Consider the following 15,311-nt stretch of genomic DNA (forward strand, 5'->3'; position numbering starts at 1 on the left):
CTCGTAGTTTCAATCCGGGTTGACTGCCAGCAGCGTCACCGTGGCAGCAGCGGCGATGCGTTGCGCGGTCTCCACCGGAGCCCGCAGCGACACCACCCGGGCACCCTGCCCGCCGTCGGCGGCGGCCGACACCGACGCCACCTGCGCGACCACACCCGTCGGTGCCGCCGACGAATCCCGCGTACCCGCCTGAAGGTTCGGCGCCGCGGTGAACAACACCTGCACCGTCTGCCCGACCGGCAGCCGCGGCGGCGCCTGCCCGGCCTTGACCGACACGGCCACCACCGCATACCCCGCGCCCGGCCAGCGCGAAGCTCCCACCAGCCCGGCGTTCATCAGCTGCCCGGAGACCACCGGCACCGCCGCCGTGTGCCCCACCAACTGGTCGCGCTGCGCCCAAGCGATCAGGGAGACCGAGGAGTCTGCATCAACCTGCACCCGATGCACATCAGACGACGTGATCGTCTGCCCCGCATCGATATCCCTCGCCGCGGCCACCACCGCGCCACGCGGATTCTGGGCGCCCAGCACGACCGCCACCACCACTGCGCCGGCAGCCACCAGCACGGCAGCCAGCAACATCCGCAGCCACCCTCGACGGCGCACACCGTTCCGCCCGGAGGACGGCCCGGCCGCCGCGTGATGATTGAGGCGAGCGTTGAGCTGTGATGTGTCCATGTCGACCATGACATCCCCCAACAACGACCCGAACATCCACAGAGGACTGTTCTGGTGATCAGCGCGTATTGACCGCTTGTGACTCGGCAACCTCAACCGACGTCGAGTCCGATGTGGACAAACTAGGAACCGTGCCCGACCGGTGCGCGCCCTGCCATCTCACCTGCCACCGCATCGTCGCGGTCACCGAGAAGCGATGCCCGGGCTGCGAGGTGGACGCCTCCCGGAACACATGCCCACAGTCCGGTGACGCCATCCTCGGGTCATTACCCGCCTGCCAGCGGGTACCCGGGCCTGCACACACCACTCGGCCGCCATCGCCGCTGGACCAGACGACCTGCATGGGGTGGGCCGTGGCGGTCACCGAGACGCCCGGAACGCTGGCAGAAGCCGTCTTCGTCGGCCAGGCCTGCACCCACAGCCACACCGGAACGCCCACCAACCCGCGCACCGTACCCCGCGGATTCATGGCGATCACCGGCTTCGGCAGGTTCAACCGGCGCACAGCCAGCTGCGCCACTTGCTCTGGAGACAGCAACGGCTGCCCACCCGTGGAACCCGCACGCCACACCGGATGCGACAACGACTCCCGCCCCGATACACCGTTGCCCGTACAGGTCTTGGTGTACCAGCCACCCTGACCCGACGGCTGCTTCCGCCCCGCTGGACGCGTCGTCGGCTTGTAGTAGCAGCCATCCGACCCCACCGACCCCAGTTTGGCGTCGTTGCAAGGGATCTGCTGATGCGACGGGTTCTCACAGCGCGTGTCCCCAGCGGCAGACTGTCCTGCCGAGGCACCGCCGTCACCGCCGGCTACGGAGCGGCCGTCGTGTCCATCCACGTGAGCATGGATGTTGCACCCAGTCCAGACCTGTCGGCAGTCGACTCCGCCGGCCACGCCTTGCGCTGCCGCGGCAGTTGGTACGGACACGGCCAACACGACGGCCCCAAGTCCGATCAAGGTGGCTCGTCTCAGGTGCATGTTCCCACTCCATGCAGCGCGAAGGCCGTCACCGTCCAGGTCCCGGATTTGCTCGTTACAAGAGCCTCCACGCGGTGCTTGCCGCCCGGAACGTCATCCACGAGGCCACCGGATTCCTTGTATTCAAGCCAGTTGCTGTCGTCGAGGCAGTCCCGGATCTCGACTTCAGTAGGAGCAGACGCCGGTCTCGCTCCGGTCACGGTGGGGTGCAGGGCCACATTGCCTTTGCCAATCTGGTGGCTGCGTCGGCTCTTACTCAGATCCGCCGTGATGATCTTCAGTGCGTTGCCCGACGTGTAGCGGGGCAGCTGCGGATCTTGCGGGTTTGACGTGTGACTGGCATGGACGAACGCATGCCACATTCCGCGGTACGCTGCTAGCGCGGCGCTCTCGGCAGAGACACGAGCCGCCCGGCTGGGCGTGGAGGCTGTTGAGTGGCCGCTGCTGCCGGGTGTAGACGAAGACGCGTCCGAACGATGGCTGGAGCATCCGCCCAGTAGTCCCGCGGCCAACACAACGGCTGCCGTAAGCGACATGCTCGTCGTTCTCGTGATTGCGACCCTCATCGAAACGCTCCTTGTAGATGTCACGGCTGTGTCAGGTGTGGTCTATCGGTATCAGGTCAGGCAGACCGCGTGCTGTCCGCGCGACCACGGCCGTGCGGACAGCGGGCCGTGGGTGGCCGGCGAGGTGCGCGGGCCGGTGGTGGGCGCGCAGTGTCCAGGCGTGGGCGGCGGCAGTCAGTGCGGGCGCGGCGAGGGTGGACACGATCAACGCGACGGCGAGTTGCGCGGTCGCTGCCGGTACCAGCGGCGCCCAGCGGGGGTCCGCAGCGGCCACGATGGCAGGGGTGAGCGGGACCGTGACTGTGCAGGCGGCGGCCCCGAATCCCACCGTTGCAGGGCGGTGAAGCACAAAGCGCCATCCGAGAGCGACCAATCCTCCCGACACGATCGCTGCGGCTGCTCCAAGCGCGGCGCCGGCGACCAGCTGTCCGCCCAGGTTCCGTAGGTGGACCTGGGTGCCCAGGCCGAACGACAGGGCAATGACCAGGACCGGAATCGCGCCGGCCAGCGCGGTCCTGCAAACAGGCGCCAGCCTGCCGACCACCACACCGAGGGCCAGGGGTGCGAGGGCGTCGATCATGCCGCACCAGGGCAGCGCATGGTGGCGGGACACCGCGGCGAGGATCAGCATCGGCGCGATCGGCGCGGAATTGAGGATGGAGGCGACGGCGCCGCCCCAGGCATCGGTGTCGCTGCCGTAGCGACGTGCGAGCACAAGCCAAAGTGCGTTGCTGGTACAGACCGCGGCAGCGGCCACCGCCAGCGACGAGACTCCATCGATGCCGTCTCGCCCGGCGAGCCGGGCGTAGGCGAGGGCGGCGGCGCCGGGGATGAGGGTCGCTCCGGCGAGCACGACAGCGATGCGGGACGCGACCGGGCGCAGGCTGCCAGGGCTGATCTGGGCGCCGATGCACACCAACAGCAAGCTGACGTAGCTGATCGCGCCGCCGGACATGCCCGTGGTGAACGGTCCGAGTCCACTCCGGCCGCCGGAGACCGCCGCCACGGCCATCCCTGCCGTGAGTGGGAGCAGGACCGCGGCGCCGGGCAACCGGCGCAGCGCGCTCACCGCGCGCACGACGGCACCGCCGTGATGCCCACGCTGTCGGGGCCCGTGCTGTCGCCGCGGCGGGAGGGCACAGCGGCGCGGGTGCTGCGCCTGTCGGTCTGGTTGCGGCGCGCTCGTGCCTTGATCTGCAGGTGCCTGCGCAGCGACGCTTGGGCGAGGCGGGTCAACAGGGGGCGGGTGTCGTCCAGACCGATGCAGGCGTCGGTGATCGACTGGCCGTAGACCAGAGCGTGGGGGAGGCCGGGATCGACGTCTTGCCGGCCGCCGACGATGTTGGACTCGATCATCACCCCGGCGACCGGGTAGGCCGGATCCTCGATCAGGCCAGCCAGCTCGGCGAGCACGACTTGCTGCTGGCCGGGATCCTTGTGGCTGTTGCCGTGGGCGGCATCCACGACCGGCAGCGCCGGCAGCCCATGCTCGCGCATCTGCTCAGCGACGCCCGTGACGATGCTCGGGGCGTAGTTGGGGCCGGACTCACCGCCGCGCAGCACCAGATGCGGGCACGGGTTTCCCGCAGCAAGTCGGTTCCTAGGGGTTCCGGTGGAATCCAGTGCCAGGACGTGGTCTTCGGTGCCTGCGGTGACCGCGGCGTTGATGGCTGGTGGGATCGCCCCGTCGAGGCGGTTCTTGAACCCGATCGGCATCGACAGCGTCGCGGCGAGCTGCCGGTGAGTCGGGCTCTCCACGGTGCGGGCCCCGATCGCGCCCCAGCACACGGTGTCGTGCAGGTAGGCCGCGACGGTGGGATCGACGAACTCGGTAGCCGTGGGCATGCCTTCGCGCAGGATCCCGAGCAGGGTGGCGCGGGCCAGCACGAGCCCGTTGCGCAGCTCCCCGGTCCCGATCAGGCCAGGATCGGCGACCATGCCCCTCCACCCCAGCGAGGTGCGTGGCTTCTCCACGTAGGCGCGCATCACGACCAGCAGGTCGTCGGTGAACACCTCGGCGATCAGCTGCAGCCGCTGGGCGTAGTCGATCGCTGCGTTGGGGTCGTGCAGCGAGCAGGGCCCGCAAACCACCAGCAGCCGGCGGTCGACGCCGGTGAGGATGTCGATGATCTGCCGGCGCGTGTCGGCGACCAGGGTGGAGGTACGGATGCCCAGGGGTATGCCGCTGGCCAGCTGCGCCGGAGTGGGCAGCATCCCGTCCCGCACGATCGCTGTCGGCCTGGCCGCTGGTGCTGGCGTGGTGGTCATCGAGGTTTCCCCTTTCCGAGGTGCTGGCGCTGTCATCCCCCGGGGGCGCGGGACCGGGCGTCGGACCGGGGCTGGGCGGATCCGACGGCCCGATCTCGCGGTGGGGATCCGGGCACGCGCGTGCAGGGAGCGCTGCTGTGCCCGAATGGGTGCGATGGTCTTGGTGCTGGCCGCTCGAGGTCGGTCCGAGCGACCGATGCCCAGCGTCGCCGACTGCGACTTCGGAAAGCATCCGTAGAGATACGGACAGTGGTGCCTCTCCGTAGTGCACGAGACATGGCGTGGTCTCGATCGAGGCCGTACCAGTCAGGACACCGGGCCAACGATCTCCGTACAGGGCACGCCAAACTCCGTAGACCAGCAACACGCTGTGACCAAATTCAGTGAACTGTTACTCATTGCAATGACATTGGCCGTCATGGACGGGCTGTCGCACATCTGGATGACAAAGTTCCAGCCCGAATCCAGCGAGGACGCATCCCGCGTCATCCCGCGCCAGAGTTGATTGACGCAATTATCCTAATTTCCGGCATCTTGAGGTCGCGCAAAGTAACGACACAGTGGTTTATCGTTAGCTCTGTGTCTGATATCGGCCGATCGGTTGCCCTGCCACTGGACTATGGACCGCTGATCGGCCGAGCCGAGGACGAGCAGCGCGCCGTCTCGGTGCTGTCCCGCAATCGGCTGGTGACCCTGACGGGTACTGGCGGGGTCGGCAAGACGAGGCTGGCGATCCGCGTCGCGCGCCGGATCGCCGAGTCGATGCCGGGCGGCGCGTGGATGGTGGAGCTCGCGGCGCTGCCGCAGCAGACCACGGTCGAGCAGTTGTGGACCTCGATCGCCCGGGGCGTGCAGTTGTACCACCAGCAATCCGGTCTGGACGTGGTGGCCCGCCACCTAAGTGGCCACGCCGCGCTGCTGGTGCTGGACAACTGCGAACACCTGATGGCAGCGGTGCGTGAGGCCGTGACCGCGCTGCTGGCGGCGGTCCCCACGCTGCGGATCCTTGCCACCAGCAGGCAGCCTTTGCACCTACCAGAGGCCGGCGAACACGTGCTGGATCTTGCGCCGCTGCCGACCGACGACGCGGTGGCGGTGTTTCTCGCCTACGCACACGCCGGCGGGTCCACCTATGCCCCGCTCACCGACGGCTCGTCCACCGACGCTGACGCTCCGCAGCGGGGCAGCGAGATGGCTGGTGGGCTGGACCTTGGACAGGTCGCGACGCTGGTCGATGCGGTCGACGGATTGCCGCTGGCCGTGGAGATCATCAGTCGCTGGGCGGCGACGATGCGGCTGGATGAGCTGATCGAAGCGGTCACGACCAACCCGTGGGAGGTCGTGGTCGACCTTGACCCCAGCGACGATCGCCACAGCACCTTGCGCCGCATCTACGACTGGTCGTGGCTGCTGTGCAGCTCGGCGGAGCAGCTGGTGTGGCAGTGGATCAGCCTGTTCCCGAAGGCCACCGACCTGCCCACGATCGTCGACGTGTGCACCGAGGGCGGGCTGGATCGCCTCGCCGTGGCTCGGGCCGTCGAGGGGCTGCGCGACAAGCGCATCTTGACCGCCGATCTCGACCACACCGGGACCCCGCGGCTCGGGTTGCTGGCCACCGCACGCGCCTACGCGGCCGAGCACCTCGCGACATCCGGCCACGCCCCCGCCGCACGGGCCGCCTATCGCGGCCACTACCGCGCCCGGCTCGCCCACGCGGCCACGCACTACGCCTCAGAGGACGAGATCGCGATCCTGCGCACCGTCAACGACGACCTCGACCACATCAAGACCGCCGTCGACTACGCCCTCGCCGATGCCGACCTGGCCACCGCACGCGCATTGGTTACCGACATGACCCGGACCCGAGCACCGTTTCTGTTCGGCTGGTTGGGCACCGCGCGGGTGCTGACCGATCGTGTCCTCGACGCCGGCGGCCCCGACACCGTCGCCACCGCCGACGAGGCCCTGCAACTGGCCGCCGCGATGGCCGGCGACGCGTGGATCACCCTCACCCAAGGCGCCACCGACCGGGCGTTCGAGCTGATCACCAACTGCTACCAGCTGCACAAGCAGTGGCACCTCGACCCGTCCCCGCCCCTGCTGTATGCCGACGGCGCCGCCCGCGCCCTGGGCCTGAGCGACCCCGACCCCCAGACCGCTGACATCCTCACCACCGCCCGCACCGCCCTCGACGGCGACCCGGCCTCGTGCGGCGATCGCCTCATGGTCACCCTCATGTGGTCGATGGCGCTGAGTGCGCTCAACGACCCGCGCGCCGAGGACGCTGCGTCCATCTTCCTTGCCGACGCCCAGGCGGCCGGCTCCCCCTGGACCGAGAGCTGGGCGCAGTGGGACGGGGCATTCGCCGCGCTGGTCGATGGACGCTACGAGCAGGCCAACGAGAGGTGCCGCCGTGCGCTGATGTTGATGTCCGACATCGGTGACGTGTGGGGTCTGACCTGGGCGCTGCTGATGTCGGCCGCGATCAGCGCCGACAGCCTGGATGCCGCCAACCCCAGCAGACGGCAGGCCAGACGCGCTGCGTGGCTCGCCGCCGCCGCCCAGCACCGCCGCGACGAGATCGGCGTGCGCATCGAGGGCCTGGCACCGCTGGCCGCCATCCACAACAGGATCCTCACCCGTGTCTCCGAGGTCCTCGACACGCGTGCCCTCAACCGCGCCCTGACTGACGGGCGCCGCCGCTACCACTACGCCGTCGAGTACGCGCTCGCCGACCGGCTACCCCGCAGGCCGACGCCCAGCAGCACCCTCACCCAACGGCAGCACGAAGTGGCCCAGCTGATGCTGCCCGACGCCAGCGGCCACCGCCGCACCGACCGCGACATCGCCACCGAACTGGGGATCAGCGTGCGTACCGCGGAAGCCCACGTCGGCGACGTGCTGCGCCTCCTCGGCCTGAGCAACCGCAAGCAGCTGCGGCCCGATCACCTCACCGCCGCGCCCACCGCCCCTACACCGACACGATCCTGACCGATCTGCCCTGTACACCAATCACCGAGCCGTAGCGTGAGAACGTGTCGTGGCCTGTGATGGCCTTGTGCGCGGCCGTCACCGCCGTCTGCTGCTGTCCGCTGGCCGTCGCGGCGGGCACGGTCGAACCGGCGGCTCCCCGCGGGCCAGACCGGGCCGCCGCCCCGGTTGGCTGGCCGGCCGCCGGCTGCGCCGTGGCACTGTGCCTCGGCGCGCTGGCCACGATACGGCTCGACGCCACGCCACCGCTGCCAGTCGCGCTCGCCACCATCGCCGCCGGAACCGCCCTGGCGATCAGCGATCTGCGCGCCCGGCGGCTGCCCGATCTGTTGATCGCGCCGATCTTGCTCGTGTGGTCTGTCACCGCGGCCACCGCCGTCGCGCTGCACCTGCCCGACTCACTGACCGCCCTGATCCGAGCCATCGTCACCGGCGCCGCGATCGCCGGGGCAGCTGTCCTGCTGGCGGTCGCACGGTCAGGAATCGGCGCCGGAGACATCAAACTCGCCGCGATCCTGTCCGCCGTGACAGCCTGGCTCGGGCTCCACCACCTCGCCGTCTTCGTCCTGGCCGCCGTCGGGTTTACCCTGGCCACCGCTCTGATCGCGCTCATCGGCACCCGGAGCCTTCGCGCGACAATCCCGGCGGGCCCTGCACTGTGCGCCGCCGCCGTGATCGCCTATCTGACCTAGCAACGAACCGAACCGCCGGGCCAGTAGCCCATCCGCTATGGCGAGTGGGCCAGGGGTTGAAAGCTAACGCGTCCGCCGTTTCCGTCGAGCCGAGTTGGCGAGAGCGCCCGTGCACGCCGAGCGCCCCCAGATGGCAAATTTTCAGATAGTGGCGATCTCCTGCCGGAGTTGACGGGACCGTTCGGAGCCCATCGGGTCGTAGAAGAGCTTCGCGCCGGAGATGAGGTTCAGGTCGATCTCGGCGATGACCAGGCCCTCCTCGTCGGGCTTGAGTGGCGCGCCGACAGGCATCCCGTTGGGGGCGAACACTTGCGCGTAGCCCTGACCCGCACCCGCGAGAATCGCCTGCCGGGCGGGATCCCCAGCCGCCAGTTGCGCGGCAGCCCTGTCAGACAACATGCCCATCGGCGCGAGGGTCCACGCGCCGTTCTCGATCGCGTAGCTCTTACTGACCGCGAGGTTGGCATCCACCGACAGGATGTAGGTCTCCGGCGCCGGGCCCGCCAGCACCGGCCAGGAGGCGACATGGACCTGCTCATACTGGCCCTGCAGCCGCATCCGGTTCTCGGCCTGCAAGTGCTCGAAACATTGCAGCGCGCCCAGCCGACCGATGCCGGGTACGTCGTGGACCGCGACGCCGGCCTCGTCGCCAGCCTTGAACAGCGTCTTCTCAAACGACGTGGGCTCGATCTTCTCCCTCCATCGCGCGGCGCTCCCGTCCGCGAAGAAGAAGGCCTGCCCCATGAACACGCGCCCGTGGTCGACCAGGCTCGCACCCAGCACCACGGTCACCTGCTTGTCGACCGCCGCCTGGGACAACTGCTGCCAGGCAGCACCGCCCACCTCCAGCGAACTGGCCATCAGCGCCGGCCCCAGGTTCGGCAGCCCACCCATCGGGTGACCCAAGAAAATCCACAGTGGGTACCCCGGGATCCACAACTCCGGAAACGCCAGCAAAGACACACCCTGCTGATGTGCCTCGGCAATCAGATCGATGGTCTTGGCGACGCCGCCGCTCAGGTCGTTCCAGACCGGCTCCGCCTGCACCGCGGCAGCCTTGTACGGGGGTGGCGGAATACTCATCGGCATGCTCCTTGAGGGGTCGTGTGGCGGCAGACGCTACCGCGATCTTGAGGCCGACGTGCACACCGCTGCGCTCGCCAACCAATGGCCGGAAAAGCGGTACGCGCAGGCGTCCGCGACCATCAGCGGGCCTACTGGGCGGTAGTCTAGTTTGCCCTGATTACCGGTCGCCTGCCTTGCATCGATGCCTCTGCTCATATCCGGGTAGTCTGCCCTGTGTGCGATGAGCTCATCTTGGCAAGGACCGCACCTGTACCGCCAGCGCCGCGGCTACTAATGTCTGGCTCCTCACCGCACAACCCGTGCGGCCCCGAAACGAGATCTATGTCTAGTCTTTGCGTCAAGATGTAGAGCTCGCCAGTACCGAATGCCGACAGGACACACCCGAGGGCGATCAACGTCTGGAGCACCAGCACCGTGGTTACGCAAGCCGCCGACAGCCCCGCAACACCGACGCCACCCACGCGCGACCGGCGTCGGCAGTCACGCCGCCTGCAGCGGCGGGTGATCTGGCTGGTTGCCACCCCGACCATCCTGGTCGGGATTCTCGTGATGGTCTTCGCTGTTCCGCAGGTCTACAACGCGTTCGTCACGCAGCAGATCGCGGTGAGCGTGCAGCACGTGTCCATCCCCGCGGTCACCGGCCTATCGGCGCTACAGCAAGAACGGCTGCTCAGCATGCAACAGCTGGCAAAGCCAGGCACGCAGCACGACGCGCTGCTGAAGGAACGCCGCCGTGCCGACACGTCACTCGCCGCGATGCAGACCGCGGCGGACTCGGCGCTCAAGCTCGCCCCGCAACAGATCAAGGAGCGGATGGCGACACTGACCCGCTCCCTGCAGCAACTTCCGGCCACGCGCAGCCGGATCGACCAGCGGACAATCAGTGAACGGGACGTGTTTGACTACTACAACCAGTTGCTGGATGCGGCGTCGAGCCTCTTTGACTCCCAGGCTCGGGTCGTGCCCGACGCCACAGCGTCGCAAGGCGGCATCAGCGCGACGCAGATGTTCCGCACCAGTGACTGGATGTCGCGAGCTACCGCCCTGGCGTCCAGCGCTGAAGCGTCCGGGACGCTCAGCCGGGCGAACTTCCTCCAGTTCAGCTCGCTTGTCGGGTCCTACCACTCCGAGCTGACCAACCTGATCCCAAACCTCTACCCCGAGGTGCGCAGCCAGGCCACGCGCCTGGTCAAGAGCACATCGTGGAAGACGCTCAGCAGCGCCGAATCGACCATGCTGGCTCACGGCCCCTGGTCAGGCGGCCCGCCCTCCGACGTAGCCAACGCACTGGAACAGTGGAGATCGAGCGCGGGAGAAGTCTCGACGGCCTTGGTCGCGCTCGCAGTCACCGAGGCAGCCGATGTTTCCGGCAAGGCGCACACGGACGCCAACTCGCAGCTGATGTGGGCGCTCGTCGGCTTCGGAGTCGCGGTCGTCATCATCCTTGCGGCGCTGTATCTGTCCCGCCGCCTCGCAGTCGCGTGGGTCACCTCTCGGCTGGCCCGGTTGCGGGACACGGCCAACCAGATGGTCAACCAACAGCTGCCGAGCATCCTGGCTGCGTTGCGGGCAGGCCAGCATGTCGATGTCGAGCAACACCTACCCGCCCTGAAGTTCGGGGACGACGAGCTTGGCGAGGTCGCGGCGGCGATGAACGCCGCGAACCGCGAAGCGGTGCGCTCTGCCGTCACTGTGTCGGAGACCAACGCTACCGTCCAGGCAGCGCTCCAGGGCATCGCACGGCGCAGCCTTCGGCCTCTGCAGCACGCTCTGCACCAGCTGGATAGCTGGCAGCAGGAAGAAGAGGATCCCGAGCAGATGACGCGCTGGTTCGCCCTCGACCACGACGTCACCCAGGCACAACGCAACATCGAAAACCAGATCATCCTCGGCGGTGGCCAGCCCGGCCGCCGGTGGAGGCATCCGGTCGAGTTGCTGAAGGTGCTGCGTCAGGCGATGTCGGAGACCGATCAGTACTCGCGGATCAAACTGGAGTCAGCACCCGAAGTCAGCCTCGACGGCAGCGCCGTGGCAGACACCAGCCATCTGCTCGCGGAGTTGCTCGACAACGCCTTGACGTTCTCGCCACCGGAGTCCGTCGTGGTGGTTCGTGGCTTCACGGTCGGGCAAGGTGTCGCCATCGAGGTCGAAGACCGCGGTCTGGGGATGTCCGATCAAGATCTCGACCGGGTCAATCACAGCCTCCAAACGCCAGCCGAGTTCGACGTGACGTCACTGCCAGACTTGCGAAAGCTCGGACTCTGGGTGATCGGTGAGCTGGCCAGCAATCACGGGATCCGGGTCCAGCTCAAGCCGTCACCGTACGGAGGGGTCACCGCAGTCGTCTTGCTGCCTTCTGCACTGCTGGCCAACGCGCTGAATGCTCGTCAGGACTCGGCTGAATCCGGATCTGCTGAGCAGCCCGCGGCACCCGACCCGACGCCAGCACCAAACCCGCTCCCGCCCCTGCCGTACCAAGCGGCAGCGGTCGACAACAGTTCCAACTGGCCGACGCAGCCCTGGCCGACTACCCCGGCCCCCCGGCGTAGCGGCCCACCATCGGTACGCCTCGACGGGTCACCCCAGCCGAGCATGGGGCACCTACCCGTCCCGCCGGGATCGCTTGCTATGCCTGGCGCCGCAGCCGGCCCGGCAAGCGGGACCACACCTGACCCCTCGCATGCGGATGGTCCAGCCGATGTGCTCGATGGACGGTCGTCAACGGTCGAGCAGCCGGCGCACCACTCGTCAGCGGACGACAACACGCGACCGGCCCTGCCCGAGCGTCGACGGGGCCGCCACATGGCGCCGCAGCTGCGGGTGGCCGAACAACCTGAGCCCGGCGGCGGCATCACCAGCCAGCGCCCAACGCCAGAAGCGACACGAGACATCTACAGCGCTTTCCAGCGAGGCAGCCGGTCCGGGCGGCAGTCCTGAAACCCGGAATCACAGGAACGGAGGCGACACGCACTCACCATGATCAACAACCCTGACCTGCAGTGGATGCTCAACGAGCTGGTCGATTCGGTGCCGGGCACGCTCCATACCGCGGTGGTCTCCGGCGACGGGCTGCTGCTGCAACGGTCAAACACACTGAGCAAGGACCAGGCGGACTCTCTCGCTGCGGCCGTCAGTTCCCAGTACTCGGTGGCCAAAAGCCCCGCGCTGATCTTCGGCTCTGGCCCCGTGCAGCAGATAGTCGTGCAGTATTCCGACAGCTATCTGCTGATCACCGACGCCGGCCACAACGCCTATCTCGCTGCCTACACCTCGTCGGAGGTGGACATGGGGACAATCACCTTCGAGATGAATCGCCTCGTCGACCGGGTCGGCCAGTACCTGCAGGCGGCCGATCGCGGTGTCGTGCCGGCAGGTCGATTCCCGCCGGATGCCGTGGCAAGGGACTGACGCGATGGCCAACGACGAGGAGTGGGTGGACGAGGACGCCGGCCGGGTCGGCCGGCTGTATGCCTTAACTGGCGGTCGGGTCAGCCCGACCCACCGCCAGCTGGACGTGGCCACTCAGTTCAAGGTTGCCGCGGCAGATCTCGACCTTCGGGCGCTGGAGCCCGAGCAACGCCAGATCGCCGCGCTCTGCCAACGCTGGCTGTCGATGGCCGAGGTCTCGGCCTTCCTCCACATCCCCCTGGTCGTGGCCAGACAACTGCTCAGCGACCTCGTCGACCATGGAGTGGTGACGATGTCCTCTGCCAAGGCGGGCCCGTCCCGGGCTGTGCTGTTGGAAGTGCTGCACGGCTTGAAGGCGATGTAGGGCGAAAGGACGACACAAGGTGAACCCCCACGACGAGGTGGACCCTCAGTCGGTGAAGGTGGTCGTCGCTGGTGGCTTCGGCACCGGCAAGACGACTCTGGTGAAGTCGGTTAGCGAGATCCCTCCCCTGACAACGGAAGAACTGCTCACCGAAGCTGGGACCGCGGTCGACGATCTGGCCGGTATCGAGGGTAAGAAGACCACCACGGTGACCCTGGACTTCGGCCGCATCACCGTCCATGAAGACCTGGTGCTGTACCTGTTCGGTACCCCTGGGCAGGACCGGTTCTGGATCATGTGGGACGAACTGGCACGCGGTGCGATCGGTGCCGTCGTGCTGGTGGACACGCGCCGGCTCGACAGCAGTTTCGCCGCCATCGACTACTTCGAACAACGCGGGATCACCTTCGTTGTCGCGATCAACGAGTTCCCGCAAGATCACCAGTACGAGCCCGAGGAGGTACGTGCTGCGCTGCACCTTGATTCGCAGATCCCGATCATCCGGTTCGACGCCCGGCGACGCGGCAGCAGCCTGCAAGCGCTGATCGCACTGGTGCATCATGCATTGAACAGGGCGCCGATGGCGGTCCCTTAGCCCGGCGCTATGGCCGGTTGGTCCGATGTGGAGGCAGACACGCCGGCGGCTCGAAGCCCCGGTGTCTACCCGGGCTGGTGTTCCTGTTCGTCCTGCTCGAACTGCGCTAGCCGGCCCGACTCTACCCATGAGGCAGCGGCCCGAAGCGCGTTCGCGCGTGCGCGCGCCTCCGACGGCGTCAGCGCTCGCTGCGCGCCGTTTCGATCTCGGATCTTGCCGTTCTCGTCGATCCTCACGCCTGCGCCGAAATCGACGTTGAGCACCCACCGCCGACCATCCGGACCGGAGCCAGTGGTGATCAGCGGGTCACTGTCGGCGCTCGGCTCATCGTCGACTGACCATCTCACCGTGCTGCGTCCAGACCAGAGCGGCCGGATGTTCAGCGCTGCAACGATCGTTTCCTTGTCCGTGTGGAACAAGGCAGCAAGCTTTCTGATGCGTTCATCGGTGATGCGCCCGGTGACGCCTCGTTCGATCCTGACGTAAGTGCCATGAGCGATTCCGAGCCCGCAGGCGGTCTGCTTCTGAGTCAGCTGTGCTGCGACCCGTAGATCCGACAGTCTCACGGGACGATCGATTGGGAGGGGAGCCAAAAGTCCTGGGCTGATCTGCAGAGCTCGAGCAAGCGCTCGGATGACCTCTACGCCAGGTGTCTGGTCGCCAGACTCCCATCGTGCGATTTGCGAACGGTTCCTGCCCACGGCCTTCGCCAGCGACGTCTGTGTCCACCCTGCTTTCTGCCGCTCCGCACGCAGCGCCTCGGGCTGAAAGTGGCTGACCGTGTAGCGGGCCACGGACCGTCTCCTCACTTCGCGTCGGCGCCCACCGTAGCCGACAATGGCAGCGACCTTGGCGACCGTCCCGCAATGTCAAGGCTCAGCGTTGGGCTTCTCGGCCCTGCGCAAACCCACCTCGCCGGTAGAACGCTGGCTTCAGTGCCCCGCCCGGATGCGAACGCCTATCGCTTGCGCCCCTTGCTGATCCCGAACCTTCGACGGTATTGAATCACAGTGGATGGCGCATAGCCGAGCCTCTCCGCGGCGTCCATGTAGTGCAGGTTCGCGGTTTTTCGCATCGCATCTTCGACGTCAGCGAAACCAAGCGCTCGGACTCGACGCTCGCCAACTGAGCCAGTCAGCCCCAGCTCGACACGCAGCGCTCGCACCCGTGAGGCTGAAAGCGGCAGGCGCTTGGCCGCCTCGATGGCCGATAAAGGCGAGGTGACACGGATCGCGTCCTGTACGTCGGCAAAGCCGTACGCTCGGACGGCGACATCCTCACTGATGGTCAAGCCCCAGTCGTCACGCCGCGCTCGCACATACTCCGACGAGATGGTGAGCGCCTCCGCGGCTTCCTTGGGGGACAGGTGCGCGGTGGCGCGGATCGCGTCTCTGACGCTGCGGTAACCCAAGGCCCGGACTCGTCGCTCTATCGCTGGTCCCGCCAGCCCCAGCATGGCCCGGATGTTATGGACCCGGGACGGGGTCATCGTGAGTTGTTCGGCCGCGACTGCCTCGGGCAGCTGTGCGGTGGCGCGGATGGCGTCCTCAACGCCGGCGTACCCAGCAGCGCGCACGCGCTGCTCCACCGCTCCGCCCAGGCCCAGCTTGACCCGCATGCCCTGGACATAGGACAGAGTCATCGTGAGTTGTTCGGCCGCGACTGCCTCGGGCAGCTGTGC

Annotated in this window: 14 protein-coding genes; 6 read left to right on the top strand and 8 right to left on the bottom strand. The window is 67.8% G+C overall.

The features are described 5' to 3' along the window. Positions 1-9 precede the first annotated feature (9 nt). The 5 genes from NUM_RS03835 to NUM_RS03855 all read right to left on the bottom strand — a co-directional run bounded on the left by NUM_RS03835 (position 10) and on the right by NUM_RS03855 (position 4,494). Complete coding sequence (locus tag NUM_RS03835) at positions 10-582, bottom strand: SAF domain-containing protein (RefSeq protein WP_207123134.1); 573 nt, start codon at positions 580-582, stop codon at positions 10-12. A gap of 154 nt (positions 583-736) precedes the next feature. Then, on the bottom strand, positions 737-1,198 hold the full coding sequence (locus tag NUM_RS03840) for a hypothetical protein (protein ID WP_207123135.1): 462 nt from the start codon (positions 1,196-1,198) through the stop codon (positions 737-739). 452 nt (positions 1,199-1,650) lie between these two features. Next, complete coding sequence (locus tag NUM_RS03845; RefSeq protein WP_207123136.1) at positions 1,651-2,022, bottom strand: hypothetical protein; 372 nt, start codon at positions 2,020-2,022, stop codon at positions 1,651-1,653. A 235-nt stretch (positions 2,023-2,257) separates the two neighbouring features. After that, complete coding sequence (locus tag NUM_RS03850) at positions 2,258-3,304, bottom strand: 2-keto-3-deoxygluconate permease (RefSeq protein WP_207123137.1); 1,047 nt, start codon at positions 3,302-3,304, stop codon at positions 2,258-2,260. Beyond that, on the bottom strand, positions 3,292-4,494 hold the full coding sequence (locus NUM_RS03855) for a 3-deoxy-7-phosphoheptulonate synthase (protein WP_207123138.1): 1,203 nt from the start codon (positions 4,492-4,494) through the stop codon (positions 3,292-3,294). Before NUM_RS03855 ends, NUM_RS03850 begins: the two co-directional genes overlap by 13 nt. Positions 4,495-5,073: 579 nt before the next feature. Here NUM_RS03855 and NUM_RS03860 point away from each other — a divergent pair. Both NUM_RS03860 and NUM_RS03865 read left to right on the top strand, forming a co-directional pair. Then, a complete protein-coding gene (locus tag NUM_RS03860) occupies positions 5,074-7,485 on the top strand; it encodes an ATP-binding protein (protein ID WP_207123139.1) in 2,412 nt (803 codons plus the stop codon). A 44-nt stretch (positions 7,486-7,529) separates the two neighbouring features. Further along, complete coding sequence (locus NUM_RS03865; RefSeq protein WP_207123140.1) at positions 7,530-8,177, top strand: prepilin peptidase; 648 nt, start codon at positions 7,530-7,532, stop codon at positions 8,175-8,177. Positions 8,178-8,318: 141 nt separating this feature from the next. On the opposite strand, the gene NUM_RS03870 is transcribed toward NUM_RS03865, so the two are convergent. Continuing rightward, positions 8,319-9,260 carry a nitrilase-related carbon-nitrogen hydrolase gene (locus NUM_RS03870; RefSeq protein ID WP_207123141.1) on the bottom strand — a complete coding sequence of 314 codons (942 nt, stop codon included), beginning with the start codon at positions 9,258-9,260 and terminating at the stop codon, positions 8,319-8,321. A 504-nt stretch (positions 9,261-9,764) separates the two neighbouring features. On the opposite strand from NUM_RS03870, the gene NUM_RS03875 reads away from it, so the two are divergent. The 4 genes from NUM_RS03875 to NUM_RS03890 are packed head-to-tail and all read left to right on the top strand — an operon-like array spanning position 9,765 to position 13,630. Next, positions 9,765-12,200: a sensor histidine kinase gene (locus tag NUM_RS03875; RefSeq protein WP_207123142.1), complete on the top strand. Its 2,436-nt coding sequence runs from the start codon at positions 9,765-9,767 to the stop codon at positions 12,198-12,200. A 39-nt stretch (positions 12,201-12,239) separates the two neighbouring features. Next, positions 12,240-12,671 (top strand): roadblock/LC7 domain-containing protein, encoded by a 432-nt coding sequence (locus tag NUM_RS03880; RefSeq protein ID WP_207123143.1) that lies wholly within the window; start codon positions 12,240-12,242, stop codon positions 12,669-12,671. Between the two features lie 4 nt (positions 12,672-12,675). Then, positions 12,676-13,035, top strand: coding sequence for a DUF742 domain-containing protein (locus NUM_RS03885; protein ID WP_207123144.1), 360 nt, complete (start codon positions 12,676-12,678; stop codon positions 13,033-13,035). Between the two features lie 52 nt (positions 13,036-13,087). Next, positions 13,088-13,630, top strand: coding sequence for a GTP-binding protein (locus NUM_RS03890; RefSeq protein WP_225918308.1), 543 nt, complete (start codon positions 13,088-13,090; stop codon positions 13,628-13,630). Positions 13,631-13,695: 65 nt separating this feature from the next. On the opposite strand, the gene NUM_RS03895 is transcribed toward NUM_RS03890, so the two are convergent. Further along, the gene (locus NUM_RS03895) at positions 13,696-14,424 is read right to left on the bottom strand and encodes a helix-turn-helix domain-containing protein (protein WP_207123145.1); all 729 of its coding nucleotides are present in this window, start codon (positions 14,422-14,424) and stop codon (positions 13,696-13,698) included. Positions 14,425-14,588: 164 nt separating this feature from the next. Continuing rightward, positions 14,589-15,311, bottom strand: a 723-nt coding sequence (locus tag NUM_RS03900) for a hypothetical protein (RefSeq protein ID WP_207123146.1), incomplete at its 5' end; no start/stop codon positions are given.

The organism is Actinocatenispora comari (genome assembly GCF_017312725.1).
GTDB classification, from domain to species: Bacteria; Actinomycetota; Actinomycetes; order Mycobacteriales; family Micromonosporaceae; genus Actinocatenispora; species Actinocatenispora comari.

Excerpts from the sequence above, each read along its gene's own strand:
- NUM_RS03870 (WP_207123141.1), bottom strand. The coding sequence starts at position 9,260 with ATGAGTATTCCGCCACCCCCGTACAAGGCTGCCGCGGTGCAGGCGGAG.
- NUM_RS03885 (WP_207123144.1), top strand. The coding sequence starts at position 12,676 with ATGGCCAACGACGAGGAGTGGGTGGACGAGGACGCCGGCCGGGTCGGC.
- NUM_RS03845 (WP_207123136.1), bottom strand. The coding sequence starts at position 2,022 with ATGTGGCATGCGTTCGTCCATGCCAGTCACACGTCAAACCCGCAAGAT.
- NUM_RS03835 (WP_207123134.1), bottom strand. The coding sequence starts at position 582 with ATGTTGCTGGCTGCCGTGCTGGTGGCTGCCGGCGCAGTGGTGGTGGCG.
- NUM_RS03880 (WP_207123143.1), top strand. The coding sequence starts at position 12,240 with ATGATCAACAACCCTGACCTGCAGTGGATGCTCAACGAGCTGGTCGAT.
- NUM_RS03855 (WP_207123138.1), bottom strand. The coding sequence starts at position 4,494 with ATGACCACCACGCCAGCACCAGCGGCCAGGCCGACAGCGATCGTGCGG.